Below are 24,202 nucleotides of genomic sequence, written 5' to 3'. Positions count from 1 at the left end.
GTTTGCTCGAGTCACGACGGTGGCAGTCACGCCACGCTTTCGCCATAATGTGCCCCCTTTGATACAGGACTGGCGACATGTGGTTCAAGAACCTGCACCTTTATCGGCTTCACGGCGGCCCTGAACTGGCGGCAAGCGCCTTAGAAGAAGCGCTCGGCGCTCAGTCCGCGCGCCCGCTTGGCGGCGCCGATGCGCGACGCCTCGGCTGGACGGCCCCTGCAGGACGTTTAGGCAGCGGCGCCTTGGTTCACGAAGTGCAAGGCCAGCGCCTGCTCAGTGCCCTGCGTCAGGAACGCATCCTTCCCGCCTCGGTCATTAAAGAGGAAGTGGACGAGCAAGTCGCTGACATCGAAGCCCGCGAAGGACGTAAGGTCACCCGCAAGGAAAAGCTCGCCTTGAAGGAGCAGGTCACCGAAGCGCTGCTACCGCGCGCCTTCGTGCGCAGCCAGAAAGTCGATCTATGGTGGGACACCCGTCGCCAACTGATCGGCATCAACACGAGCTCACGCAGTCGCGCCGAAGAGCTGCTCGATTTGCTGCGCGAGTCGCTGGGTAGCCTCAAGGCTACGCCGTTGAGCGCTCAAACGCTGCCTATGCGGGCGATGACGCAGTGGCTCGGCGATCCCGCCAGCCGCCCCTCGGACATGCAGCTGGGGGACCAGGTCGAGCTCAAGGCTAAAGGCGATGACGGCGTTTTGCGCGCCCGCCAGGTCGATCTCGATAGCGATGAAATTCAGCAACTGCTCGCCTCGGGACGCCAGGCCAGCAAGCTTGCGCTGGGTCTCGAAGGCCGGGTGAGCTTCGTGCTCCACGATGACCTAGCGCTCAAGGGCGTACGCTTTGGCGATGCCCTGATCGAAGAAGCGGATCAAGCCGATGACGGCGATGACGCCTTGGTGCGTCTGGAAACGGACTTCATTCTGATGGCCCAGGCGCTATCGGACGATATTCTACGTTTGCTGGAGTGGCTGGGCGGTGAAACCCAGCACACTCCCGCCGCCTAACTTCATTCGTGTGAAGCTCGACACGCTGACATCTATCAACGGATCGCATGACTGACCTCAACCACGCGGCACCGACTGCGCACGACAATGACCCCTGGGCCGAGATTCGCCCCTATAACGACACCGAGGTGGCCGACGTGCTCGGCCGCCTCGCGCGGGATAGCGAACTGCTCGACGCTCTGACCCGCTTTCGCCTGCCTCGCCTCGCGCGCTGGCTGCCGCCGGTAGCGCGCAAGCTAGCAAGCCACGCGATCCAGCGCGAAATAAAAGACGTCACCACGGTGCGCGACTTCCAGGTACGCATTGCCGGGTACATGGAGCGCATGATCCGCACCACTACCGATACCTTCGAGGTCAGCGGGCTGGAAAAGCTCGACCCTGAAAAGGCGTACCTGTTCATCGGTAATCACCGCGACATCTCGCTCGACCCGGCCTTCGTCAACTACGCGCTCTACCAGGCGGGCCGCGACACCGTGCGCATCGCCATCGGCGACAACCTGCTGAAAAAGCCCTACGTTACCGACCTGATGCGCTTGAACAAGAGCTTCATCGTGCCGCGCAGCGCGCGTGGCAAGCGCGCCATGCTGGCAGCCTATCAGCAGCTTTCGGCCTATATTCGCCACTCGATTACCGAAGACCGCCACTCCATTTGGCTTGCCCAGCGTGAAGGCCGGGCCAAAAACGGCATCGACCGCACCGACCCTGCCATCGTCAAGATGCTGGTCATGGCCAAGCGCCTGGCCGAGCGCGACATGGTATTTGGCGACGCCATCGCCGAGCTCAACCTCGTGCCCGTATCGATCAGCTACGAGTACGACCCCTGCGACAGCCAAAAAGCCCAAGAGCTCTACGACGTCGATACCAAAGGGAGCTACGCCAAGACCGAATTCGAGGACATTCGCTCGATCGTATCGGGCATTACCGGCCCCAAAGGACGCGTCAAACTGCGCTTTGGCACGCCGATCAGCGCCGACATGGCAACACCCGACGAAGTCGGGGCCGAGATCGATCGCCAGGTGATCGGTGGCTACAAGCTCTATCCAAGCCACTATTTGGCCTTGGAGGCACTAGGCGAAGCTCCCGAGCTGGTCGCCCGCAAGGCCATCACTCGCCAGGATCGTGAGCGCTTCCAGGCGCGTCTTGACGGCGTACCCGAACACCTTCGCCCCTACTGGCTCGCCCAGTACGCCAACCCGGTCAAGCACAAGGCAGGCAGGCTGACGCGGCGCTGAGATTATCGTTGCGCTGCGATACCGTTAGGCAAAAAAGTGCTATGGTCAACGCATAAACCGTACCGCCGGGCAGCGCCCGGCGCGCCGTGAAGGGAGAGCTTCCATGTCCGCCTCAGAAATTCAGAAAACGCGTATCATCAACGAGCTACGCGGCTTCATTCGTAAGCTGCTGCAAGACCCCCAGATTCTCGAACGCTCGCTCGCCATCGCCCGCGCCGAGCTTGGCGAGGGCTCTAGCCCAGCGGCCATGGCGCGCATCGCCAACGAAATCTCAGACACCACCAGCGTGCACATTCCCGAAGACCCTGCCGACCACTCCGATGCCGACAAGCTCTTTCTCGAGCTCTTGCGCGAAGTGGTGCAGGAGGAGCAGGCGCTCTACTGATCGCGCTTCCCCCTACGCTCGGTGATACGCCCTGGCGAAACCCGGTTAGCTAACGGCGTTTCGCCCTTTTGTTTATTTGATCGGAATTCAGAAACGCCATGTCGACTCGCAACATACTGGTGACCAGCGCCCTGCCCTACGCCAACGGCGACATCCACCTTGGCCACCTGCTCGAGTACATCCAGACCGATATCTGGGTACGCTTTCAGAAAAGCCGCGGCGAGCGCTGCTACTACGTCTGCGCCGATGACGCCCATGGCACCGCCATCATGCTGCGCGCAGAGCAGGAAGGAATCACCCCGGAAGCGCTGATCGAGCGCGTCTCACGCGATCATCAGGCCGACTTCGCTCGCTTTGGGGTCAACTTCGACAATTACCACTCCACCCACTCCGAAGAAAACCGCGAGCTCAGCGCGCTGATCTATACCCGCCTGCGCGACAAGGGCCACATCGCCACGCGCGACATCGAGCAGATGTTTGATCCGGTCAAGGGACTGTTTCTTGCCGACCGCTTCATCAAGGGCACCTGTCCCAAGTGCCACGCCGACGACCAGTACGGCGACAACTGCGAGAAGTGTGGCGCGACCTACACCCCGGCCGAGCTGATCGATCCGGTATCGGCGATCTCAGGCGCCACGCCCGAAGTGCGCAGCTCCACTCACTACTTCTTCAAGCTGCCGGACTTCGCCGACTTCCTCAACGCCTGGATCAACGACGGCCACGTCCAGCCGCAGATCCGTAACAAGCTCATGGAGTGGTTCGAATCGGGCTTCAACGAGTGGGACATCTCCCGCGATGCGCCCTACTTCGGCTTCGAGATTCCCGATGCGCCCGGCAAGTACTTCTATGTCTGGCTCGATGCGCCGATTGGCTATCTGGCGAGCTTCAAAAACCTGTGCGAGCGCGAAGGCATCGACTTCGACGCCTTCTGGCAGAAGGACTCGAGCGCCGAGGTCTACCACTTCATCGGCAAGGACATCGTCTACTTCCACGCCCTGTTCTGGCCAGCCATGCTCCACGGTGCCGACATGCGCACGCCAACAGCAGTCAACTGCCACGGCTTTCTGACCGTCGATGGCGCCAAGATGTCGAAGTCGCGCGGCACCTTCATCAAAGCCGGCACCTACGCCCAGTTCCTCAACCCCGAGTATCTGCGCTACTACTTCGCCGCCAAGCTGACCTCAAAGGTCGATGATCTCGACTTGAACCTCGACGACTTCGCCGCTCGGGTCAATGCGGACCTGGTGGGCAAGGTGGTCAACATCGCCAGCCGCTGCGCCGGGTTCATCAAGAAGCTCGGCGGCAGCAAGCTCGCCGCGCACTGCGCCGAGCCCGAGCTCGTGGCCCGTTTCATCACCGCCGGTGACGACATCGCCGAGGACTTCGAAGCGCGCGAATTCAGCCGCGCAATGCGCAAGATCATGGAGCTCGCCGACGACGCCAACACCTATATCGCCGATAAAGCGCCCTGGGCGCTGGCCAAGCAAGAAGGCTTTGATGAAGAGGTGGTAGAAATCTGTTCGGTGGGTATCAACCTCTTCCGCCAGCTAATGGTCTACTTAGCGCCGGTGGTGCCGGAAATGGCCAGCCAAGCGCGCGCGTTCCTCAACGTCGAAAGCCTCGACTGGGAAAGCCGCCACGCCGTGCTGCTCGATCACGCCATCGAAAAATTCAAGCCACTAATGACGCGGGTGGAGCGCGAGCGCATCGATGCCATGATCGAGGCCTCCAAGGAGGATCTCGTCGAAGAGCAGAAACTCAAATCCACGCCTAAGGGACCGCTCATGGAAACGCCCATCGCCGACGAAATCAGCTTCGACGACTTCATCAAAGTCGACTTACGCGTCGCACGCATTGCCAAGGCGCAGTACGTCGAGGGTGCCGACAAGCTCCTGCAACTGACGCTGGATCTTGGCGGTGAAACGCGCAACGTCTTCTCGGGCATTCGTTCGGCCTACGCGCCTGAGGCCCTCGAAGGGCGCCTGACGGTGATGGTCGCCAACCTTGCTCCGCGCAAGATGCGCTTTGGCATGTCCGAAGGCATGGTGCTGGCGGCGGGTAACGACGATGGTATCTACCTGCTGTCGCCGGATGCCGGCGCCGAACCGGGTCAGCGCGTCGTCTGAGGTCGTTCGTGAGCCCCTCGTCTTCCATGCCGTCCTCTATGCTAATCGACGCCGTCGATGCCGCACTGCCACAAACGCAGTGCGGCAAGTGCGGCTTCAACGGCTGCCGCCCCTACGCCGAAGCCATCGCAAAAGGCGAACCCATCAACCGCTGCCCCCCGGGCGGCGTAGCCACGCTCTACCAATTGGCCAAGCTTACCGGGCAAGCACCACTGCCGCTTGAGCAGCCTGCGCAACTACCCATGCTGGCGTCTATCCGCGAAGCGGAGTGTATTGGCTGCACAAAGTGCATTCAGGCCTGCCCGGTGGACGCCATTCTCGGCGCCGCCAAGCAGATGCACACGGTGATCGAGACCGAATGCACCGGCTGCGAACTATGCGTGGCGCCCTGCCCGGTAGACTGTATCGACCTGCTGCCGCACCCGCAGTGGCAGGCCGCCAACGACGATAGCGAACGTCAGGCCTACCTTGCCCGCCGCGCACGCTTGGGTCGCCAGCGTTTCGAGGCGCGCAACCAGCGCCTTAACGCCGAAGTCCGCACGCGCCAGGCGCGTAGAGCGCGGCGCGCCCAGGCCACACCGGCTGCCGTAACGCCGCCTAACGCGCCAAGCCCAAGGCAAGAAGCCACAACGCCTCCTGCGCCTTCGCGGGCAAAGCGCATGCGTCTGGTGGCCGCCATCAAGCGCCTGGAGCGCCAGCACGCCGAAGCAAGCGATGCCGAACGGCCTACCCTTGCCGAGCGTCTCGCCGTGCAGCGGCAAGCACTGGACGCCATGGACGTAGCACTTGCCCGAATCGAGCCAAACGCTCAAGCGTCCCGCCAAGCAAGCGGCGCTTCACAGCAAAAACGCCTAGCGCTCAAAGCCGCCGAGCAGTCGCTTGCCCACGTTAGACAGCAGATGCGCCATGCCCAGCGTCAGCAAGACAGCGCTGCCATTGCTCACTGCGAACGTCAACTCCATGAAGCCCAGCAGGTGGTCAATACGGCCCGCCGGGCCCTGGTATCGGATGTATAAGCCCGAATGAACGCCCAGAAGCGCTTCGAGATCTTTCGCCGCCTACAGGCGGCCAACCCGCACCCTACCACCGAGCTCAACTGGAGCACGCCCTTCGAGCTGCTGGCTGCGGTGCTACTCTCGGCCCAGGCTACCGACGTTGGCGTCAACAAGGCCACCGCACGGCTCTTTCCCGTGGCCAACACGCCCCAAGCCATCATCGATTTAGGCATCGAGTCACTCAAGGAGTACCTCAAGACCATCGGCCTTTACAACACCAAGGCCGTCAACTTGATGAAGACCTGCCATTTGCTCGTCGATCAACATCAGGGCGAGGTGCCCAAGACCCGCAAAGCGCTCGAAGCGCTCCCAGGCGTTGGGCGTAAGACCGCCAACGTCATCCTCAACACCGCCTTCGGCCAGCCCACCATCGCCGTGGATACGCACATCTTTCGCGTCTCCAACCGCACCGGCATCGCTAAAGGCAAAGACGTCGTTGAGGTCGAGCAGAAGCTACTGCGCCACGTACCCAAGGTGTTCAAGCAAGACGCCCATCACTGGTTGATCCTACACGGACGCTATACCTGTATCGCGCGCAAGCCGCGCTGCGGCAGTTGCCTGATCGAAGATCTTTGCGAATTCCCCGATAAGATCGAGCTGTAAATCACCCCTGCGACAAAGTCCGTGAAGCATCGCCCGTGCCCGTCAGCAGCGCACGATAGGCGCTACGCCATTCGGGCCACTCCCACGCCATCGTGGGCATGATGCCAGGCCGCGAAGCAGGCGCTTCGAGCCATGTGCACAGCGTTTTTTCGAGCCCTGCGCGCGTGCCGTCGTAGCGGTAAGCGGGGCCATAAAGTTCGGGAAAACAGAGGCGATCGGGAACCAGGGGCAAAGCGCCGCGCTGAGCCGCCTCCATGATCGCCAGCCCCTGAAATTCGTGCCACGTCGTCGAGACGACGATATCGCCACTGTCGAGTAGCGCCTGATACTTAGCCTGTGGCTGCGGCCCCCAGGCGACGATGTGCGCGGCCAAGCGTTCACGCGCCGTCGCAAAGATCGGCGGCAACTGACGAAAGCGCTGCCCCATCACCGCAAGCTCGAAGCCCACTCCCGCCTCGCTCAGCGCCATGAGCGCAGCGAAGAAATCCTCAGGATTCTTGTCGTACTCCCAACGATGATTCCAGATGATCCGCCCTGCTACCCGCGTGGAAGTATTCGGCAGCGAACCGGAAAGCGTAGAGAGCGGCAGTAGCGGCACGGGCAGCACACGAGCGCGCGCCTTAAGGGCATCGAGGCGCTCAGCGATAGGTAACTTTTCTGGCAGGCGCTTTAGAAAGGCGCGAACGCCCGCAACGAACGCATCGCGGTTGTACGCCGTATTGAAAACGACCTCATCGGCGGCCAACGCGCTGTAGAGATTGACCATCTTAGCCTCGACCTGAGGCTGCTGCTGAAGCGATTCGGGGTAGGCGAACTGGTTTTCATGAAAGTAGACGATACGCCGCGCCTGCCCCAACTGGGGATAGAGCCCGGTCAAGGTCGCCAGATCCACCATCGAGGTTGCCAAGACGACGTCGTACGTACGGCTTAGCGTGGCATGCTCGCTTAGCATCCAGGTGAGAGGGTTGCCCCGAATGCGCCAGGAGAAGTAGCGCGGCGGCAGTTCGAGTAGCGTCCACTCGTTGTCGGGCAGTTGATCCATCAGGCTCTCGGCCCAATAGCGATGGCTCACGGCGGCGTACGCCGACAATAACAATACCCGCATGCGTTGCCTCTAACCCAGTGTCAGCGGGCTTTGTAGCACAGAAGGCGCTGCGCATCAGCCCAAGGTCGCCTTGGCGTGCCGCATAGCGCTCCCTAGACTGATTGAGCGGCGCAGAGATGGCCCGTGGGCAACCGGCTAGGAGGGCAGATGCATACGCTTGGGGTGATCGACGACGATACGGATAGCGTCACGGCGCTTGCACACTTACTCACCCGCGAGGGCTATACGGTGAAACCGGTTGCCTCAGATACAGCCGCTGAGACGCTGAGCGCGACACCTCCCGATCTGCTTCTGCTCGATACCGACCTCAAACACATTAGCGGCTTCGCCCTCCTACAGGCGCTGCGCGAAGAGCCTGCCACAGCGTTACTGCCGGTGATTCTGCTAAGCACTCATGGCCGTCAAGCAGAGTGGCTCAAGGCCCACGCGTTAGGCGCTAACATGTGCCTCGTCAAGCCCTTCACCTTTGCAACGCTTAACCAAGCGATCCAGCGCCTGCTCGCGCCCGTAGAAGAGGCGCACGATGACAAATAACGGGCTTCCTCGCCGTCAGCGCCTCGTCGGGGCTTGGCTGCTCATCAGCGGCGTGAGCCTACTTGGCGGCACGCTTTTTGCTGCTTGGCTCGATAGCCACCTGAACCTTAACGGTTGGCAGCGCCTTGCCCTCTGGCTGGCCTCGCTCAGCGGCGGCGTCACTCTGCTGCTGCTAGGGCTTTGGCTCGAACGACGCCTTTTTACCCCGCTTCGCCATCTGCAGGGCCAACTGGCCCGCTGGGTAGCCAACCCCGCTACGTCTACGCTGGAGGCGCCGCAAGGTTGGCTTAACGCTCTTGCCCCAGACCTTGAGCGCATACACGGCGCCTGGCAGCACGACCAAGCCCGCATCACCCGAGCCCGCGCCGAAGGCGCACGTAACGCCGCCAAGATACGCCGCGAGCTCGAAGCGCTGCTGCAAACGCTCGAAACGCCGCTGCTTCTATGCGACCGCCATCGCCGCCAGATGCTCTTCAACCAATCGGCCGAACGCTTCTTCCACGGCGAGAGCGGGCTTGGGCTAGGCAAGTGCCTGGAAGTGTTGGTGCCCTTAGGCAGCACCCTACGCGCGCTCGATCAGTTGCCCACCTCGGGCGCGCCGCGGGAGTTTCTCATCCCCGGCCCCAAGCGCTGGGTTCGGTTGATCGCCAGGCGCCTGCCCGATAGCCGTGGCGAGATGCTCTTCACCTTTGCCGATGCCACCACCGCATGGTCGAGTGAGATGGGCACCCGCGCCGAGCTCACCGCCCTGCTTCCCCGCCTGCGTCACCATGCTTTTCGCCTTGGGCTTACGGCCGAAGCGCTCGATACTCTGGATGCGTCAGCAAGCGCCACCGCGCTGCGCGCGCGCTTTCAGCGCACGCTGATCGACCAAAGCGAGCGCTTAGGCAAAGAGCTGCATGCCGCTGGGGCGCTGCTCGAAACCCTACAGCGTCAGAGCGAGCGCTTCTCGCCGCAGTGGTCGAACGATTTCTGGCAGACGCTGGACGAGTATATCGACCCAGCGCACCGGCTGATCACCCCTATCGGCGAGCCCGGCTGGTTTTTGGGCGATGCGCCCTCGCTCATCGTTCTACTCTCGGCCATCGTCGCCACCCTCAACGAACGCATGCCCCATTGCCTCTTCGAGGCCGAAGTTCAGCCTGCCCACGGGTGTATATTGCTCGATTTGCGCTGGCCAGGCGCACCGCTAACTGAATCGACGCTTCAGACGTGGAAAAGCGAGCGCCTAGCCGCTCTACCGCTGGCGCCGACCGTTGCCGATATCCTGCGCCAGCACGCCAGCGACGCCTGGAGCCTTGATGACGACGACGGCTGCCATGCGCGCCTACGACTAGCCCTCCCCCCGCTCGAGGGCGCGCCACCGCCTCGGCGCAATAAGCCCCCCCGTCCCGAATTTCACGACTTCGGCATCGCCGATCTACCGCCACCCAGCGAGCAGCTCGCCCGCTGCCCGCTGGCAAGCTTGGAAATCGTCGCCTTCGATACCGAAACCACTGGGCTCGAACTACGCCGCAACGACCGTATCGTAAGCATCGGCGCCTGTCGGATCGTCAACCAACGCTTACTGGCACGCGATACCTTCGATCGCTACGTTCATCCTGGGCGCTCGATTCCGCCTACTAGCACCGCCATTCATGGTATTACCGATGCCGACGTGGCGGATGCCCCGCCGCTCGATAGGGTTGTCGAGGAGTTCCACGCCTACGTAGGTAATGCCGTACTGCTGGCTCACAACGCCGCCTTCGATATGCTGGCGCTCAGTCATGCCAAAACCACTTTCGATACGCCAGTGCTCGATACGCTGCTGCTCTCCCGTGCGCTCGATAGCGCCCTCGACGGGCACGACCTCGACAGCCTAGCGCAGCGCTATGACCTACCCTCTGCTCCCGGCTCTCGGCATACCGCACTGGGCGACGCCCAAACTACCGCCACGCTCTGGCTCGCGCTACTTCCCCGCTTGGAAGCACGCGGCATCGCCACCCTGGAAGGCGCTCTGGCACTACAAGCCAGCGCCTTGGATCGAGAAGATGCGAGTGCGCACTGAGTACACAGGGTGAACGACAGAGATAATCGAAAAAATGAGGGGGATGCGTAAACAATAGCGAGGCGCCCGAATGAAAAGGCGCTCACCAAAAGCAGGTATTAGCGGGTTTGGCGTGGATCGGCGTCGAACATTTGCTCGCCCACTTCGTCGATGAAGCGCTGGGCTTTGGTGATGGTCATCGCCTCGCTGGCGTCGCGGGAAGGAAGAACGTCCGAGCGCTCGAAGCGGTGCTCCTGGACAGGGGCGCCATCGTAGCCGCCAAGGCGAATGAGGCCGCTGACGCGGTATTGACCACCCTGCGCGACTGGCTGGGCGATGATTTCATACTGCTTGTAGCTAACGGGTTCCGCGGGGGCGCTTGCAGGCTTGGCGTCTCGCGGGCGCTGGGTAAATGCGCTGAAGAGTTTCTTGAACATGAGAGGCTCCCTGGCAGACGTGTCGCGGGCGAGCGGCATGGCTGCTCGCCCGCATGGGCTCAGCTCTGCTGACGGCCCTTGCCTGCGGCGATGCGCAGACGCAGTGCGTTCAGCTTGATGAAGCCTTCGGCGTCTTTCTGGTTGTAGGCGCCAGCATCGTCTTCGAAGGTCGCGATGGACTCGTCGAACAGCGACTGCTCTGACTTACGCCCTACCACGGAGGCGCTGCCCTTGTAGAGCTTCATGCGCACGACGCCAGAGACGTTTTTCTGGGTTTCGTCGATGGCCGCCTGCAGCATGCGGCGCTCCGGGCTCCACCAGTAGCCGTTGTAGATCACTTCGGCGTACTTGGGCATCAGTTGGTCTTTTAGGTGCGCTTCTTCGCGGTCGAGCGTCAATGACTCGATGGCGCGATGGGCGCGCAGCATGATGCTACCCCCGGGAGTTTCGTAGCAGCCGCGCGACTTCATGCCCACGTAGCGGTTCTCGACGATGTCGAGACGGCCAATGCCGTTGTCGCCGCCGAGCTTGTTGAGTTTTTCCAGTACTTCGTGAGGCTTTAGGGCTTCGCCGTCGATGGCGACGATATCACCCTGCTCGAAGGTGAGCTCGACGTACGTCGGAGTGTCCGGGGCCGCTTCGGGAGAAACGCTCCAGCGCCACATGTCCTCTTCGGCTTCGGCCCAGGGATCTTCCAGAATGCCGCCCTCGTAGGAGATGTGCAGCAGGTTGGCATCCATGGAGTACGGCGATTTCTTTTTCTTATTGGAGAAATCGACCGGGATGCTGTGCTCTTCGCAGTAGGCCATGAGCTTCTCACGTGAGGTGAGATCCCACTCGCGCCACGGCGCGATGACCTTGACGCCGGGCTTGAGCGCATAGCCGCCGAGCTCGAAGCGCACTTGGTCGTTGCCTTTACCGGTAGCACCGTGGGAGATGGCGTCGGCGCCGGTCTCATTGGCGATCTCGATCAAACGCTTAGCGATCAAGGGGCGAGCGATGGAGGTACCCAGCAGGTACTCGCCTTCGTAGATGGTGTTAGCACGGAACATGGGGAAGACGTAATCGCGCACGAACTCTTCGCGCAGATCTTCGATGTAGATCTCTTTCACACCCAGCGCCTGCGCTTTGGCGCGTGCCGGTTCGACTTCTTCACCCTGGCCGATGTCGGCGGTAAAGGTCACCACCTCGCAGTTGTAGGTCTCTTGCAACCACTTGACGATTACGGACGTGTCCAGGCCGCCGGAGTACGCCAGCACAACCTTTTTGACATCGGACATTCTTTGCTCCTCGCTTCACTATAAAGGCGCCGCAGCCGAGCGCGACGCCACCGTTAGAACATACGCGTCGAGTATAGCGTTCTCTGCAGGCAACGAATACCGTCAACGGACGCCCGGGCGGCAAAGCTGCTAGAATCTTCCCCAGCGCGGCGCCCGTGCGTTGTATGCGTTGTAGCACCGACGCTACTCACCGCACTTAACATACTCGCTGCACCTACTACTCGCTGCACTTAAGGAGAACTGCATGAGCGAAACCCTGGCTCGCGAATTGATGGCCCAGCGCTTTCGCAGCTACCTGCCGGTCGTCGTCGACCTCGAGACGGGCGGCTTCAATGCCCAACGTGATGCACTTCTCGAAATCGCAGCGGTTACTCTAACCATGGACGCCGACGGCAACCTCCTGCCTGACGCTACCTATGCCTACCACGTTCACCCTTTCGAGGGCGCCAACATCGAGCAGTCGGCGCTAGACTTCACCGGCATCAATCTCGATGACCCGCTGCGCCAACAGGTAGCGCTTTCCGAAAGCGAAGCCCTGGGCGAAATCTTTCGCCCCATCCGTAAGTCGCTAAAGTCACACGGCTGCACTCGGGCAATCTTGGTCGGCCATAACGCCGCCTTCGATCACGGCTTTCTCAACGCGGCAGCAATGCGCTGCGGGAGCAAGCGTAACCCCTTCCATCCATTTTCGAGCTTCGATACCGCCACCCTCGCCGGTTTGGTCTACGGCCAGACGGTACTCGCTCGCGCCTGTCGCGCCGCGGGTATCGAGTTCGATAACAAAGCCGCCCACTCGGCGCGCTACGACACCGAGCGCACGGCAGAGCTCTTTTGCGCCATGGTCAACCGCTACAAGGACCTCGGCGGTTGGGATCTGGCCCTGCGCGAACAGGCGCTGGACGTCAGCGACGAAGGCTAACCCCTAACGCGCTTTGCCAACGCCGAGCCTTTCCGCCGCCAAGGTGCAGCCGCTAGGCGTTTAGGCTAAACTGCGCCGGTTGCGGCAGGCGTTTGGCGCGCCGCCCAGCAGAATTTCTTGAACCTTCACCTTCAAATGATGAGAGTTTTCATGGCTCAGCATAATGCCTTCTACGCTCAATCCGGCGGCGTAACCGCCGTGATCAACGCCAGCGCCTGCGGCGTCATCGAAGCCTGCCGCCAGGCGCCCGATCGCATTGGCAAGGTATACGCCGGTCATAACGGTATCATCGGCGCGCTGACCGAGGATCTCATCGACGTGACCCAGGAGAGCGACGAAACCATCGCCGCGCTGCGCCACACCCCCGGTGGGGCCTTTGGCTCTTGTCGCTATAAGCTCAAGGACATCGATACTCACCGGGCTCAGTACGAGCGCCTGATCGAGGTCTTCAAGGCCCACGACATTCGTTACTTCTTCTACAACGGCGGCGGCGATAGCGCCGACACCTGCCTCAAGGTCTCGCAGCTTTCCGAAAAGCTGGGCTACCCACTCACCGCGATCCACGTTCCCAAGACCGTCGACAACGACCTGCCGATCACCGACAACAGCCCGGGCTTTGGCAGCGTGGCCAAGTACATAGCCACCTCTACGCGGGAAGCGTCGCTGGATATCGCCTCGATGTGCGCTACCTCTACCAAGGTATTCGTCCTCGAAGTGATGGGTCGTCATGCGGGCTGGATCGCCGCCGCTGGCGGGCTTGCCGGAGAAGGCGCCAACCAGCCGCCGCACTTGATCATCTTCCCCGAGGTGCCTTTCGATCGTAAAAAGGTCATGGCGCGAGTCGAGGAGAGCGTGCAGCAAAACGGCTACTGCGTCATCGTGGTTTCCGAAGGCGCACGCTACGAAGATGGCACCTTCCTGGCGGATGCAGGTAACACCGATGCCTTCGGCCACCGCCAACTGGGCGGCGTTGCTCCCACCCTTGCCGGTATGATCAAACAGGATTTGGGCTACAAGTACCACTGGGCAGTGGCGGACTACCTGCAGCGTGCCGCGCGCCATCTGGCCTCCAAAACCGACGTCGAGCAGGCTTACGCCGTGGGTCGCGAAGCCGTTGCTCTGGCGCTCGCGGGCAAGAACTCGATGATGCCTGCAATTCGCCGTATCAGCTCCGCCCCCTACCAGTGGGACGTGATCTCGGCGCCGCTTGCCCAGATCGCCAACCAAGAGAAATTCATGCCGCGCGATTTCATCAGCGACAACGGCCTGGCCATCACCGACGCCTGCCGTGACTACCTCTCGCCGCTGATCCAGGGTGAAGACTTCCCGCCCTTCGAAAACGGCCTGCCCAAAGTGGCCACGCTGAAACTCGCCAAGGTCGAGCAGAAGCTGCCCACCTTTACGCTATAAATGCCAATACGCTGTAAGCGCTAGCGCCATGTCGTGAATGCCGCTTCATAGCACACTGAGGCATTGACCTTTAGTCCTGAAGCCGCAAAATTCGATGTTTGGAAACGAGCATCGGATTTTTTTATGCGCCTGCCAGGAGTGTTGTCCCTTACCCACGAATGGCTGCACACTTTCATGCACATGAATGGCTCGGCAAGCTGCTTGATCCCCGAATTGTCAGTTTCTGGCAAGACTACAGGCACAATATGTCCTGCCTCATCGCAGGCCTGATCGGTGGTTCCCGAAAGCCTGAAACGGCGGAAGACAAAGTATTCTTGTCGAAGATAAAAATGCCAGTCAGCTTAATTGACTGGCATTACCCTATACCCTCCAAAAACTAATAGACGACGCGCCAGCTTTTTCTCGCCTGATACAATGGAGACATGACCATAACCTTTGTTGTTACCGGCAACTGCATCAAGTGCAAGTCCGCCGATTGGGTTCATGCCTGCCCGGGCGATTAGTTCTACGAAGCTTCGAACTTCCTGGTTATCCGCCCGGATGAGTGAATCGACTGCGCCCTGTGTGAATCATAGTGCCCAGCCAGTACGATCTTCTCCGAGGACGAGATTCCCGAAGGCATGGACGAGTACATTGAGCTGAACGATGACCTGGCCGAAGTTTGGCGAACATCACCGGGAAGAAGACTCCCTGCCCGACGCAGAAAAGTGAGATGGAGTACCGGAAAAGCTGCAATACCTGGAGCACTGAATTTTCCTAGCACAGCAGTGCTCGGCAACCCGACTCCCGCAATCAATCACACGTGCATGGGCCATATACCGGATAACGGCGACACAACGCCACCGCCTCCTCCCGCATCCGGTCACGCACTACGGTCAGTTCGTCGACACCGGTTGCCATTGCATCCAGCACGTCGCACAACCAACCCGCCACCTGTTCGCACTCGGCGATCCCAAAGCCGCGCGTGGTTAAGGCTGGCGTACCAATGCGTATGCCTGAGGTGACAAAAGGTGGGCGCGGGTCATTGGGCACCGAGTTTTTGTTCGTCGTGATGTAGGCATCCGCCAGGGCCGCATCGGCCTCCTTGCCTGTGTAAGGCCTGGCGGAAAGATCGATGAGCATCAGGTGGTTGTCGGTGCCGCCCGAGACGATCTTGTAGCCACGCTGCTGAAGCACGGCCGCCATCGCCCGGGCGTTGGCAACCACTTGGCGTTGGTAGATCTTGAACTCCGGCCGCAGCGCCTCCTTGAAGGCGATGGCTTTGGCGGCGATGACATGCATCAGCGGGCCGCCCTGGGTGCCCGGGAATACAGCGGAGTCGAGCTTATTGTAAAAGTCATCACCCTGACCTTTGGCCAGAATGATGCCGCCGCGTGGGCCGCGCAGCGTCTTGTGGGTGGTGCTAGTGACGACATGGGCATAGGGCAGCGGATTGGGGTACTCCCCCGCCGCGACCAGTCCAGCCACGTGAGCCATGTCCACCCAAAAGATGGCGCCCACCTTATCGGCGATCGAGCGCATGCGCGCCCAGTCCTTGTAACGCGAATAGGCGGAAAAGCCTCCGATCAGCATCTTGGGCCGGGCTTCCAGAGCGATGCGTTCCATCTCGTCATAGTCGATCAGCCCGGTCTCCGGGTTAAGCCCGTAAGGCACGATCTTGTAAAGGCGACCCGAGAAGTTGGACGGATTGCCGTGGGTAAGATGGCCACCCTGTGCCAGATTCATGCCCATCACCGTATCGCCTGGTTTGGTTAGCGCCAGAAATACGGCCGCGTTGGCCTGAGCACCGGCATGGGGCTGGACGTTGGCATAATCGCAGTCGAACAGCCTCTTGAGCCGTTCGATAGCAAGGCGCTCAGCAACGTCCACATGCTCGCAGCCGCTGTAATAGCGCTTACCGGGGTAGCCCTCAGCGTACTTGTTGGTGAATACAGAGTTCTGCATGGCCATCACGAGCGGGCTAGCGTAGTTCTCGGAAGCAATCAGCTCGATGTGATCTTGCTGCCGACGTTCTTCCTGCTTAACCGCATCGGCCAGCTCTGCATCAAAGTCGTTGAGCGCTAGGGAGGTGTCGTACATGGGATTATTCCTTTCTCTGGAATTCGGGATTGGCCTATTCAGGCCGGCAGGCGTCATTCAGCTCAACTACGCCCACCGCCACTTGCTGGTTCACTTCGCACATCAGGTCGCGGGCTCCAGCTCTGCGCTAGGTTGAACTGTCATCGCCCCCACCTCCGTGCCCGTCGACAGCAGGCGGGTAAGACGCAGCACAATGTTGTCGATTTGCTCGTCAGTGCAGGTAAGCGGCGGCAATAGCCGAATGACGGTATCTCGGGTCACAGTAATAAGCAGCTGCTGCTCGGACAGCGCGCGTCCCACCAGCTCCTTGCAGGGCCGATCCTGCTCGATTCCTACCATCAGTCCCTGACCACGGATGGCAGTGACATGCGGATGAGCGCCAAGCGCCTGCTGCAACCCCTCGAGCAGACGAGCACCCTGCACCGCAGCACGTTCCGCCAACCGCTCTCGCGCCATGATGTCGAGCACGGTAAAGGCCACTCTGCAGGCCAGCGGATTACCGCCAAAAGTAGAACCGTGCAGACCGGGAGAAAGCATATCAGCCGCCGTACCACGCGCCAGACAGGCGCCGATAGGGAATCCGTTACCCAGGGCCTTTGCCAGCGTTATGACGTCCGGCTCAATGTCCGCTATCTGATAGCCGAACCAAGCGCCCGTGCGGCCCAGGCCGGTTTGAATCTCATCCAGCATCAACAGCCAGCCATGCTGGTCACAGAGTGAGCGCAGCTCGCGTAAGTAGTCGGCACTGGCCACCCGAATACCGCCTTCACCCTGCACCGGCTCAATCAACACCGCGACAATGTCCGGGCAGTGTTCGGCCACCTCGCGTGCTGTGCGAATGTCGTTGTAGGGGACACGCAGAAAACCCTCGGGTAGCGGCCCGAACCCCTGCCGGTTAGCCGGATTGTCGGTGGCGGCCAGTGTCGCCAGGGTGCGCCCATGGAAGGCATTTCCCATGACCAGTATCTGCGGCTGCAGGACCTGTTTACGATGGGCGTACAGCCGGGCCAGTTTGATAGCCGTCTCGTTGGCTTCGGCGCCCGAGTTACAGAAAAAGGCGCTTTGCATCCCGGTCAACGCGCACAGTCGTTCTCCCAGCCGCTCCTGCCAATCGATACCAAACACGTTGGAAGTGTGAAGCAGTGTCTTTGCCTGATCGGCGATGACAGCAGCAATCTCCGGATGAGCGTGACCAAGGCTGGTGACCGCGACACCGGCAATCGCATCCAGGTACTCAACACCCTGTTCATCCCAGAGCTGCGCGCCGTTACCACGCACAAAGGAGACCGGTTGACGAGCATAGGCGCGCATCAGATGGGAAGTGACTGCTTGCATGGAAAAATCCTATAGGTAAATTTGCTGACTGACGCATGAGCCACCGCCCTGCCGACATTGCATCGGCCAGTCAGGGGCAGCAGCAATTCAGCGCATTGCGCCTGCTGGGTACGCTGCAACGCGCTAACGACGTGTCGGCACGCGCGGGTGGCCGCCTCCGACAGATCGACACCATTGATCCAATGCCCGACCAAGCTGGCACAGAACAGGTCGCCAGTGCCCTTGGGAGTCGTGGTGAGGCGTGGATGCGCGATAACTTCGGCCTGGGTGCGGGTGACGAGCACGACCTGCATTTCGTCAGCGGCCCAGGTAGTAGGTGCCGCACTGGTGACGGCAACCCATTGCGTGCGTCCGGTCAACAAAGTGCGGGCGGCGGCAACCACACTTTCAACATCATTCACCACCCGCCCGGTCAGGCGCCCCAGCTCGAATCCGTTGGGCGTCAAACCCTCGGCCAGCGGTAGCAGATCCCGGCGATAAGCATCAACAAGACCCGGGTCGACATAGATGCCGTGATCGGTATCTCCCAGCACCGGATCAATCACGACACGCAAATCGGTCTGCTGCCGCTGCCGCGCCCGAATCCAGGGCGCCAGCGCATCAACCTGCCGGGCGTTACCAAGATAGCCAACCAGAATACCGCGCAAGGCGTGCAGCGCACCGCGAGCCGACAGGTCATTCAGGTAGCCACCAAACCACTCAAGGGGCAGCGCGCCGCCGTGCATTGTCGGGTAATGCGGCGTATTGCTGAACATAACGGTAGGAACAGCAGCCACCGACAATGCCAGCGCTTCGAGCGTCGGCACGGCAACATTGTTACCAACCCGGCCATACACAACCTGTGACTGCACCGACACCACATCGACAGGCAAAGCTTGAACTGAGCAGGGCAAAGACAGGCAGGCGGTCATGGTGACATCCCCCCTGATAGGGCTGCTTCAACCTCATCCAGCCAAGCTGCAAACGCCGCCCATGCGGCCTGCGGCAGATCGGACTGCAACGCCTGCGCCTCGGCACGCAGGGCACACGGATCGATGCCAGCGAGTGCCAGTTCGCATGCATGGCCGACCAGCCAGCGCTCAATATGCCGGGGGGCCGCCTCCAGGTGGCATTGCAGGGCCAGTACGTGGTTACCCACCCTGAAAGCCTGGTTGGCACAGATGGCTGTTCCCGCCAACCGCGTAGCGCCGGCGGGCATGTCGAAGCGATCACCGTGCCAGTGCAGCACCGGCACATCGCCCAGCGCTGCCAGCGGCGAAGCGTTCCCCTCTGCGGTGAGCGTCAATGGCGCGAAGCCGATTTCCTTGGCCCCCATGCCGCTGACACTGGCGCCCAGAGCGCGTGCAATCAACTGAGCACCCAGACAAATGCCCAGCAGTGGGCGCTTACTCTCCAGGCGATGCCTGATCACCGCCAACTCATCAGCAATGAAAGGATAGGCGGGATCATCAAAGGCGCCGATGGGGCCACCCAGCAGCACCAGCAAGTCGGCCGATAGCGTATCGGTCGCATACAGACTATCAACGGTGGCATCCAGATAACGCACGGTATAGCCACGAGCCTGCAGCAGCGGCCCCAGCGTTCCGAGGTCTTCAAAAGCCAGGTGTCGAATAGCAATGGCGGTTTTCATGTTTTCGGTTCCTGTGTGCTGGGTTCACCGGGCCAGTAATAGCTGTCCGGCATTGGACGGGCACCAAAGATGGCTTGGCCGACGCGCACCACGGTGGCGCCTTCCTCAATAGCAATTTCGAAGTCACCAGACATGCCCATTGAAAGCTCATCCAGCACCACCCCTGGCGGCGCGTCCTGACGCAGGCGATCACGCAGTTCTCGCAGCCGCACAAAACACTGACGCACCCGTTCGGCATCGCTGGAGAACAGCGCCAGCGTCATCAGTCCACGGACCCGCAAGGTCGTGAATGCCGGTAGCAGCTGCAGGAAGGCCGGAACTGCGTCGGGACTGAGTCCGTACTTGCTGGCCTCCCCCGAGGTATTGACCTGCACAAACACGTCCAGCGTGCGGCCTCCCAGCTGCAGGCGATGATCCAGCGCCGCAGCGACACGCACACTGTCCAGCGCATGAAACTCAGTGGCGAAACGTGCGACAAGTTTGGCCTTGTTGGTCTGCAGATGGCCGATGACCGACCAGCGCAGATCAGTCAGATCCTGCATCGATGTCCATTTGCGGTACGCCTCCTGCGGCTTGTTTTCACCCAGCATCCTGCAGCCTGCAGCATGGGCTAACCGTAAACGTGTTTCGGGCTTGGTCTTGCTGACCGGTAACAGGCGCACCGTTGCCGGATCTCGGCCAACGCGCTGGCAAGCGGCAACGATCCGCGCCTGTACCGCAGCCAAATTGCGGCGAACATCCTCAACCGTTGTGGCTTCGGGGTAGCGACCGTGTTGGTCGTGGCTGGTTGGGGTCTCGGATACCATACTCATCAGTGTGTGCTCCCTTCAGTCGATGCCGACGCGACAGTCGATTCCGATGCTCGCTGGGATAGCCGACCATACAGCAGCGCATACGCTGTCAGCCCGATCACCAGCTCCCAGAAAGCACCACCAATACCTAGCAGGTTGATGCTGACGGCCGTGGCCAGGAGGGTGATCAGCGAGGCTTCGCGGGTCTTGATATCAGCCATCGCGCTGGCAAGACTGCCACCGATGGTGCCGAGCAACGCCAAGCCTGCCAGTGTGGTGATAAAGGTCGCCGGAAAGGCCGTGAAAACCGCAGCCAATGTGATCCCGAACACACCGACCAGGGTCGCAGCGATACCGGAGATCCAACGTTTGGATGGCTCTGCGTGTGACTCTTGTCCAGTACAGATGGCGGCCGTGATTGCGGCGATGTTAAAGACGTGTGAACCGAATGGCGCCATCAGCAACGAGCCAAGCCCGGTGCCTGTCACAATCGGGTTGGCACTGGCTTTAAAACCGTCGTTACGCAATACCAGCATGCCTGGCATGTACTGTCCGGTCAGGGTGATCAGGAACAGCGGCAAGGCTATGCTTAATAGTGCATTGAGGGAGAAGACCGGCATGGTGAAAACCGGTGTCGCCAATTCCAACCTCAACTCCGACAGATCGACACGATCCTGAATCAGCAGAAAGCCAAGCCCCAACAGCAGAATGCCGACCACCGCATAGCGTGTAGATAACCGCCCAAACACCAGATAAGTAACGATCAGCCCCCCTGCCAGCAGCGAGTCGATGCTCATTCCACCGGACGTCCCAATACCGAACTGGAGCAGGATGTCGATCAGCAAGCCGACAGCCACGCCCACACCTATGTAAATCGACCACATCCAGAAGGCGGTCAACTCAGGAACAAGCCTCGCCACCTTGGCGGCCTGGAACACCAGGATGAAGGTGCCACCGTAGTTGACGATGACCGAAATCAGATCAGCCAGAACAGGATGGAGCAAATCGCTCCCACGAACCAATGGAGGTGAAGAGACAGCTGACATGGCCTGATGTTGGCTCCCGAAAAATGACTGAGCAGGTTGTGAAATATATTTATACCCTTAAAATGGCCTGGCGATACCAGCCAATTTAGCATAGTGAATCAGACCAATTGTTCAGACATACCCAACTTGAATCAGTCAAAGCCTGGATCAGTGATCCGGCGCATGCCGCCTTGCCGCTGCATGCACGTGTGCAGCGGGCCATTCGTCAGTTGATCCTTGATGGCGTGCTCGATGTGGGCAGACCGCTGCCTGCGACACGCGCGCTGGCAAAGTCTTTGGGGGTGTCCCGCGACACGGTTGAGTCAGCCTACAGCCAGCTGCACGCGGAGGGCTTCATCGAACGGCGGGTGGGTAGCGGCAGCTTTGTGTCAGAGCGCGCGCAACGCCTGCAAGGCCTCGACAATACAGCACGCCCCAGAACACAGCACGAGACAGCACGTCTCAGCCAGCGTGGGAGCGCCCTATTTCAGGGCGGTGGAGTACGTGACTTTCTGCTGCCACGTGCCTTTGCGCCAGGTGTCCCCGAGACACGCAGTTTTCCACTGCAGACCTGGGAGCGGCTGGAGCGACAGGTGTTGAAGGATTACGGCACGCAGGCATTGCTGCATAGCCCGCCACAGGGCATGGAGTCACTGCGGCGCGCCATCGCCAACTACGTCAATCTTGAACGTGGGGCACGCGCCACGCCTGAGCGAGTACTGGTGCTGACCAGCTCCCAGCAAGCCTTGACCCTGTGCGCCCAAGTGTTGCTCGACGCTGGTGACCGGATTTTTATCGAAGATCCGGCGTATCACGGGGCGCGCAAGGCATTCGATGCTGCCGGTCTGGAGTGCGTGCCCATCCCTGTGGACTCGGACGGACTGCGCGTGGACCAACTGCTCGAGTCAACACAGGCACCCAATGGGGCGGCGAAGGCGGTGTTCCTTACGCCATCGCACCAGTTCCCTACCGGTGCGACACTGGCACTGGATCGGCGGCTGGCAGTCATCGACTGGGCCAGCCAGCAGCAAGGATGGATCATCGAGGACGATTACGACAGCGAGTTTCACTACGCAGGCAAGCCTACCGCCTGCGTACAGGGGCTTGATCCGCACGATCGCACTATTTACATCGGCACCTTCACCAAATCACTATTTCCCGGGCTGCGTATCGGCTACATGGTGCTGCCTTCCGCATTGGTCGCCCCCATGACCGTGGCCCGCACCTTGCTTGACGGACACAGCGCACCGATTCCACAACTCACGCTGGCACGCTTTATCGACGACGGTCACTTCGGCGCACATGTGCGAACCATGCGATCCATCTATGCCAAGCGACGCGATGTACTAGCCCAGTTGATAACAGAACACCTGGCTGACTATCTGGAACCATACGTGCCCGCAGGTGGTATGCAGATGCCCTGCTTGTTCACCCGTGACCTCCGCGAACATGAGGCAGTGGAATCTGCACGCCGGGTCGGCATCGACCTGTTGGGGCTAACAGACCTGCATGCATCAAGTAGGCACCAGGCGGGGTTCCTGATGGGGTTTGCCGCTCATGCACCCCATGAACTGGAAGCGGCAGTCAAAAAACTTGCAACCGTACTGGATACGCTCTGCGGCTGATCCCTGGCAGGGGAATACGGGGGACTGAAATGACGTCGTCACCCAATCTGTTTTTGAAGCAAGTATCCACCGCCCATCTGGTCAGCCATCTGCACATCATGATACTCCCCGCCCTGCTGCCGCTGCTACCTGACACCATGCAAGTCGGCTTTGTCGAGCTGAGCTTTACTATCGGTCTGTTTACTGTCGTTTGTGCGCTGGTACAGGTACCGCTCGGCTATTCATCGCCCAGACTGATGGCTCAGTCGATCTAGCGGCGGAACGGAGGCAGTGCATTGAGAATCGCCTTGCCGTAGCGCTGGGTCACTAACCGGTGGCCCCGCACCGTCACCGCGCCGCTATCGCTCTCGGTTCGCAGAAAACGACCGCAGGCCTGAATCAGCCGCAAACTGGCATCCGGCACCGCGATTTCCATGAACGGGTTGCCGCCATTCTTTTCGATCCATTCTGCCAGCGCAGCTTTGATCGGTCGTGCGGTACGGCAAAGGAAATCTTCGCAATCACCACGTGTTCTCAATGCTTACCGAGCAAATCAACGCCTTGGGCAAAACTCGCCATGCTCGGCTGATCATCATCGACTTACTTGCGGTGCTGGCGAATTAGCTCTTGCTTGGATAGATCGCCCTGTACCAGCACGCGCTGACGGAAATCCACCGACAGCCCGACATAAACATCGAGCATCTGTCGACGGGAGTAATACAGCACCAGACTGCCACGCTCATCAGCCAGTGTGTTCCGCAGGTGTTCAATGATCGCCTCAGTGTGATCGGCACTGTCGCGCGGATCAGCACCGTAGTTGGGCACGCGTAGCAAACCGGCCTCGGCGTGCTTGAACGGACTCGGCGCCAGTATGCAGACCGCGTTGCGCGGCAGGCAGACACGGTGACTCAAAAGATCAAGCTTGCCCAATCATGATGATGCCGAACTGAATGGGGTCCATACCGAACTGCGTCGCAACGGGCAGGAAGATGGGCGTACAGATCAGAATCAAGGCCGCCATGTCCATGATCATGCCCAGCACCAGCAGAATCAGATTCAGCAGTAGGGAAATGACCACGGGCTTGTCGGAGATGGCGATCAAACCAGTGGTGAGCATTTCCGGCACGCTATAAAACGCGAGCAGGTAGGAAAATGCCGAGGCACAGCCCACTAGGATCATGACCAGCGAGGTAGTTTGACCCACCGCTGCCTTGAAAGAGGCCCATTTGAGCTCGCGATAGATCAGCCCGGTCACGAGGATCACTGCCATCATCAGCCCAGGCAGCGAAGCCGCCAAACTAACGAAGAGTGCCTACCAGCCGGGAAACGCCTCGCCTTTGTAGCCACATTTGACCGCCACGATGTAAGCCGCCACGGCTATCTTGCGAAACAGCGCCATACCGATGATGCACCAGACCAGGCTTTCGAGCGGGAGACGCCGTTTGCGAATGGTCGAGACACCCGCCCTTTCACAGGCCTGCCTGACGATTCCGAGATCAAGCAGCTTGCCGAGCCATTTATGAGCATGAAAGTGTGCAGCCATTCGTGGGTAAGGGACAACACTCCTGGCAGGCGCATAAAAAATCCGATGCTCGTTTCCAAACATCGAATTTTGCGGCTTG

General features: G+C 60.6%; 25 protein-coding genes and 1 pseudogene. 13 read left to right on the top strand and 13 right to left on the bottom strand.

Going from position 1 to position 24,202, the window contains the following annotated elements; translation table 11 throughout:
• The first annotated feature begins 77 nt into the window (after window positions 1-77).
• The 6 genes from LLY24_RS08525 to nth all read left to right on the top strand — a co-directional run bounded on the left by LLY24_RS08525 (window position 78) and on the right by nth (window position 6,405).
• Window positions 78-1,004 carry a recombination-associated protein RdgC gene (locus LLY24_RS08525; protein ID WP_259035857.1) on the top strand — a complete coding sequence of 309 codons (927 nt, stop codon included), beginning with the start codon at window positions 78-80 and terminating at the stop codon, window positions 1,002-1,004.
• Window positions 1,005-1,051: 47 nt separating this feature from the next.
• Window positions 1,052-2,236, top strand: a complete 1,185-nt coding sequence (locus tag LLY24_RS08520; protein ID WP_259035856.1) for a 1-acyl-sn-glycerol-3-phosphate acyltransferase — start codon at window positions 1,052-1,054, stop codon at window positions 2,234-2,236.
• Window positions 2,237-2,339: 103 nt separating this feature from the next.
• Window positions 2,340-2,621: a hypothetical protein gene (locus LLY24_RS08515; protein ID WP_259035855.1), complete on the top strand. Its 282-nt coding sequence runs from the start codon at window positions 2,340-2,342 to the stop codon at window positions 2,619-2,621.
• Between the two features lie 98 nt (window positions 2,622-2,719).
• Window positions 2,720-4,747: a methionine--tRNA ligase gene (gene metG, locus LLY24_RS08510; protein ID WP_259035854.1), complete on the top strand. Its 2,028-nt coding sequence runs from the start codon at window positions 2,720-2,722 to the stop codon at window positions 4,745-4,747.
• 26 nt (window positions 4,748-4,773) lie between these two features.
• On the top strand, window positions 4,774-5,763 hold the full coding sequence (locus tag LLY24_RS08505) for an RnfABCDGE type electron transport complex subunit B (protein WP_259035853.1): 990 nt from the start codon (window positions 4,774-4,776) through the stop codon (window positions 5,761-5,763).
• A 6-nt stretch (window positions 5,764-5,769) separates the two neighbouring features.
• Window positions 5,770-6,405 (top strand): endonuclease III, encoded by a 636-nt coding sequence (gene nth / locus LLY24_RS08500; protein WP_259035852.1) that lies wholly within the window; start codon window positions 5,770-5,772, stop codon window positions 6,403-6,405.
• Window position 6,406: 1 nt separating this feature from the next.
• Here nth and LLY24_RS08495 read toward each other — a convergent pair whose 3' ends face one another.
• Entirely contained in the window at window positions 6,407-7,510 is a 1,104-nt protein-coding gene (locus LLY24_RS08495; RefSeq protein WP_259035851.1) for a tRNA-queuosine alpha-mannosyltransferase domain-containing protein, read from the bottom strand.
• A 147-nt stretch (window positions 7,511-7,657) separates the two neighbouring features.
• Between LLY24_RS08495 and LLY24_RS08490 the strand changes: the two genes are divergently transcribed.
• Window positions 7,658-8,044, top strand: coding sequence for a response regulator (locus LLY24_RS08490; RefSeq protein WP_259035850.1), 387 nt, complete (start codon window positions 7,658-7,660; stop codon window positions 8,042-8,044).
• Window positions 8,034-10,091 carry an exonuclease domain-containing protein gene (locus LLY24_RS08485; RefSeq protein ID WP_259035849.1) on the top strand — a complete coding sequence of 686 codons (2,058 nt, stop codon included), beginning with the start codon at window positions 8,034-8,036 and terminating at the stop codon, window positions 10,089-10,091. The genes LLY24_RS08490 and LLY24_RS08485 overlap by 11 nt, the downstream gene beginning before the upstream one ends.
• A gap of 98 nt (window positions 10,092-10,189) precedes the next feature.
• Here LLY24_RS08485 and LLY24_RS08480 read toward each other — a convergent pair whose 3' ends face one another.
• Complete coding sequence (locus LLY24_RS08480; protein ID WP_259035848.1) at window positions 10,190-10,507, bottom strand: HlyU family transcriptional regulator; 318 nt, start codon at window positions 10,505-10,507, stop codon at window positions 10,190-10,192.
• A gap of 59 nt (window positions 10,508-10,566) precedes the next feature.
• Window positions 10,567-11,787, bottom strand: coding sequence for an argininosuccinate synthase (locus LLY24_RS08475; protein WP_259035847.1), 1,221 nt, complete (start codon window positions 11,785-11,787; stop codon window positions 10,567-10,569).
• A gap of 244 nt (window positions 11,788-12,031) precedes the next feature.
• On the opposite strand from LLY24_RS08475, the gene rnt reads away from it, so the two are divergent.
• From rnt to LLY24_RS08460, 3 genes and pseudogenes are all read left to right on the top strand, one after another.
• The gene (rnt, locus tag LLY24_RS08470) at window positions 12,032-12,706 is read left to right on the top strand and encodes a ribonuclease T (RefSeq protein ID WP_259035846.1); all 675 of its coding nucleotides are present in this window, start codon (window positions 12,032-12,034) and stop codon (window positions 12,704-12,706) included.
• Between the two features lie 150 nt (window positions 12,707-12,856).
• The gene (locus LLY24_RS08465) at window positions 12,857-14,116 is read left to right on the top strand and encodes a 6-phosphofructokinase (protein ID WP_259035845.1); all 1,260 of its coding nucleotides are present in this window, start codon (window positions 12,857-12,859) and stop codon (window positions 14,114-14,116) included.
• Window positions 14,117-14,544: 428 nt separating this feature from the next.
• Window positions 14,545-14,827 (top strand): annotated as a pseudogene (locus LLY24_RS08460) (ferredoxin family protein).
• Between the two features lie 81 nt (window positions 14,828-14,908).
• Here LLY24_RS08460 and glyA read toward each other — a convergent pair.
• From glyA to LLY24_RS08430, 6 genes are all read right to left on the bottom strand, one after another.
• Window positions 14,909-16,195: a serine hydroxymethyltransferase gene (gene glyA / locus LLY24_RS08455; RefSeq protein WP_259035844.1), complete on the bottom strand. Its 1,287-nt coding sequence runs from the start codon at window positions 16,193-16,195 to the stop codon at window positions 14,909-14,911.
• Between the two features lie 102 nt (window positions 16,196-16,297).
• Window positions 16,298-17,530: an aspartate aminotransferase family protein gene (locus LLY24_RS08450; protein WP_259035843.1), complete on the bottom strand. Its 1,233-nt coding sequence runs from the start codon at window positions 17,528-17,530 to the stop codon at window positions 16,298-16,300.
• Window positions 17,506-18,441, bottom strand: coding sequence for a pyridoxine/pyridoxal/pyridoxamine kinase (pdxK, locus tag LLY24_RS08445; protein ID WP_259035842.1), 936 nt, complete (start codon window positions 18,439-18,441; stop codon window positions 17,506-17,508). The genes LLY24_RS08450 and pdxK overlap by 25 nt, the downstream gene beginning before the upstream one ends.
• Window positions 18,438-19,160, bottom strand: a complete 723-nt coding sequence (locus LLY24_RS08440; protein ID WP_259035841.1) for a glutamine amidotransferase — start codon at window positions 19,158-19,160, stop codon at window positions 18,438-18,440. The genes pdxK and LLY24_RS08440 overlap by 4 nt, the downstream gene beginning before the upstream one ends.
• Entirely contained in the window at window positions 19,157-19,972 is an 816-nt protein-coding gene (locus LLY24_RS08435) for a YggS family pyridoxal phosphate-dependent enzyme (protein ID WP_259035840.1), read from the bottom strand. The genes LLY24_RS08440 and LLY24_RS08435 overlap by 4 nt, the downstream gene beginning before the upstream one ends.
• Window positions 19,972-20,997 carry a benzoate/H(+) symporter BenE family transporter gene (locus tag LLY24_RS08430; protein WP_259035839.1) on the bottom strand — a complete coding sequence of 342 codons (1,026 nt, stop codon included), beginning with the start codon at window positions 20,995-20,997 and terminating at the stop codon, window positions 19,972-19,974. Before LLY24_RS08430 ends, LLY24_RS08435 begins: the two co-directional genes overlap by 1 nt.
• Before the next feature lie 107 nt (window positions 20,998-21,104).
• Between LLY24_RS08430 and pdxR the strand changes: the two genes are divergently transcribed.
• Together pdxR and LLY24_RS08420 are read left to right on the top strand one after the other, a co-directional pair.
• A complete protein-coding gene (gene pdxR / locus LLY24_RS08425) occupies window positions 21,105-22,601 on the top strand; it encodes a MocR-like pyridoxine biosynthesis transcription factor PdxR (RefSeq protein WP_259035838.1) in 1,497 nt (498 codons plus the stop codon).
• Between the two features lie 29 nt (window positions 22,602-22,630).
• A complete protein-coding gene (locus LLY24_RS08420; RefSeq protein WP_259035837.1) occupies window positions 22,631-22,855 on the top strand; it encodes a hypothetical protein in 225 nt (74 codons plus the stop codon).
• Here LLY24_RS08420 and LLY24_RS18380 read toward each other — a convergent pair.
• The 4 genes from LLY24_RS18380 to LLY24_RS18370 all read right to left on the bottom strand — a co-directional run bounded on the left by LLY24_RS18380 (window position 22,852) and on the right by LLY24_RS18370 (window position 24,186).
• Window positions 22,852-23,118, bottom strand: a complete 267-nt coding sequence (locus LLY24_RS18380; RefSeq protein WP_259035836.1) for a helicase C-terminal domain-containing protein — start codon at window positions 23,116-23,118, stop codon at window positions 22,852-22,854. The two genes, LLY24_RS08420 and LLY24_RS18380, sit on opposite strands and share 4 nt — an antisense overlap.
• Before the next feature lie 62 nt (window positions 23,119-23,180).
• Window positions 23,181-23,492, bottom strand: a complete 312-nt coding sequence (locus LLY24_RS18375; RefSeq protein ID WP_259035835.1) for a hypothetical protein — start codon at window positions 23,490-23,492, stop codon at window positions 23,181-23,183.
• A gap of 4 nt (window positions 23,493-23,496) precedes the next feature.
• Window positions 23,497-23,877, bottom strand: coding sequence for a TRAP transporter large permease subunit (locus tag LLY24_RS08405; RefSeq protein ID WP_427854548.1), 381 nt, complete (start codon window positions 23,875-23,877; stop codon window positions 23,497-23,499).
• Window positions 23,878-23,892: 15 nt separating this feature from the next.
• A complete protein-coding gene (locus LLY24_RS18370; protein ID WP_427854547.1) occupies window positions 23,893-24,186 on the bottom strand; it encodes a transposase domain-containing protein in 294 nt (97 codons plus the stop codon).
• Window positions 24,187-24,202: the final 16 nt, after the last annotated feature.

The organism is Halomonas dongshanensis (genome assembly GCF_024790395.1).
GTDB lineage: Bacteria > Pseudomonadota > Gammaproteobacteria > Pseudomonadales > Halomonadaceae > Vreelandella > Vreelandella dongshanensis.
Note: the sequence above shows the minus strand (reverse complement) of the source record. Positions and strands in the feature narration are given on the sequence as shown.

Excerpts from the sequence above, each read along its gene's own strand:
- LLY24_RS08525 (WP_259035857.1), top strand. The coding sequence starts at position 78 with ATGTGGTTCAAGAACCTGCACCTTTATCGGCTTCACGGCGGCCCTGAA.
- LLY24_RS08520 (WP_259035856.1), top strand. The coding sequence starts at position 1,052 with ATGACTGACCTCAACCACGCGGCACCGACTGCGCACGACAATGACCCC.
- LLY24_RS08515 (WP_259035855.1), top strand. The coding sequence starts at position 2,340 with ATGTCCGCCTCAGAAATTCAGAAAACGCGTATCATCAACGAGCTACGC.
- metG (WP_259035854.1), top strand. The coding sequence starts at position 2,720 with ATGTCGACTCGCAACATACTGGTGACCAGCGCCCTGCCCTACGCCAAC.
- LLY24_RS08505 (WP_259035853.1), top strand. The coding sequence starts at position 4,774 with ATGCCGTCCTCTATGCTAATCGACGCCGTCGATGCCGCACTGCCACAA.
- nth (WP_259035852.1), top strand. The coding sequence starts at position 5,770 with ATGAACGCCCAGAAGCGCTTCGAGATCTTTCGCCGCCTACAGGCGGCC.
- LLY24_RS08495 (WP_259035851.1), bottom strand. The coding sequence starts at position 7,510 with ATGCGGGTATTGTTATTGTCGGCGTACGCCGCCGTGAGCCATCGCTAT.
- LLY24_RS08490 (WP_259035850.1), top strand. The coding sequence starts at position 7,658 with ATGCATACGCTTGGGGTGATCGACGACGATACGGATAGCGTCACGGCG.
- LLY24_RS08485 (WP_259035849.1), top strand. The coding sequence starts at position 8,034 with ATGACAAATAACGGGCTTCCTCGCCGTCAGCGCCTCGTCGGGGCTTGG.
- LLY24_RS08480 (WP_259035848.1), bottom strand. The coding sequence starts at position 10,507 with ATGTTCAAGAAACTCTTCAGCGCATTTACCCAGCGCCCGCGAGACGCC.
- LLY24_RS08475 (WP_259035847.1), bottom strand. The coding sequence starts at position 11,787 with ATGTCCGATGTCAAAAAGGTTGTGCTGGCGTACTCCGGCGGCCTGGAC.
- rnt (WP_259035846.1), top strand. The coding sequence starts at position 12,032 with ATGAGCGAAACCCTGGCTCGCGAATTGATGGCCCAGCGCTTTCGCAGC.
- LLY24_RS08465 (WP_259035845.1), top strand. The coding sequence starts at position 12,857 with ATGGCTCAGCATAATGCCTTCTACGCTCAATCCGGCGGCGTAACCGCC.
- glyA (WP_259035844.1), bottom strand. The coding sequence starts at position 16,195 with ATGTACGACACCTCCCTAGCGCTCAACGACTTTGATGCAGAGCTGGCC.
- LLY24_RS08450 (WP_259035843.1), bottom strand. The coding sequence starts at position 17,530 with ATGCAAGCAGTCACTTCCCATCTGATGCGCGCCTATGCTCGTCAACCG.
- pdxK (WP_259035842.1), bottom strand. The coding sequence starts at position 18,441 with ATGACCGCCTGCCTGTCTTTGCCCTGCTCAGTTCAAGCTTTGCCTGTC.
- LLY24_RS08440 (WP_259035841.1), bottom strand. The coding sequence starts at position 19,160 with ATGAAAACCGCCATTGCTATTCGACACCTGGCTTTTGAAGACCTCGGA.
- LLY24_RS08435 (WP_259035840.1), bottom strand. The coding sequence starts at position 19,972 with ATGAGTATGGTATCCGAGACCCCAACCAGCCACGACCAACACGGTCGC.
- LLY24_RS08430 (WP_259035839.1), bottom strand. The coding sequence starts at position 20,997 with ATGTCAGCTGTCTCTTCACCTCCATTGGTTCGTGGGAGCGATTTGCTC.
- LLY24_RS08420 (WP_259035837.1), top strand. The coding sequence starts at position 22,631 with ATGACGTCGTCACCCAATCTGTTTTTGAAGCAAGTATCCACCGCCCAT.
- LLY24_RS18370 (WP_427854547.1), bottom strand. The coding sequence starts at position 24,186 with ATGTTTGGAAACGAGCATCGGATTTTTTATGCGCCTGCCAGGAGTGTT.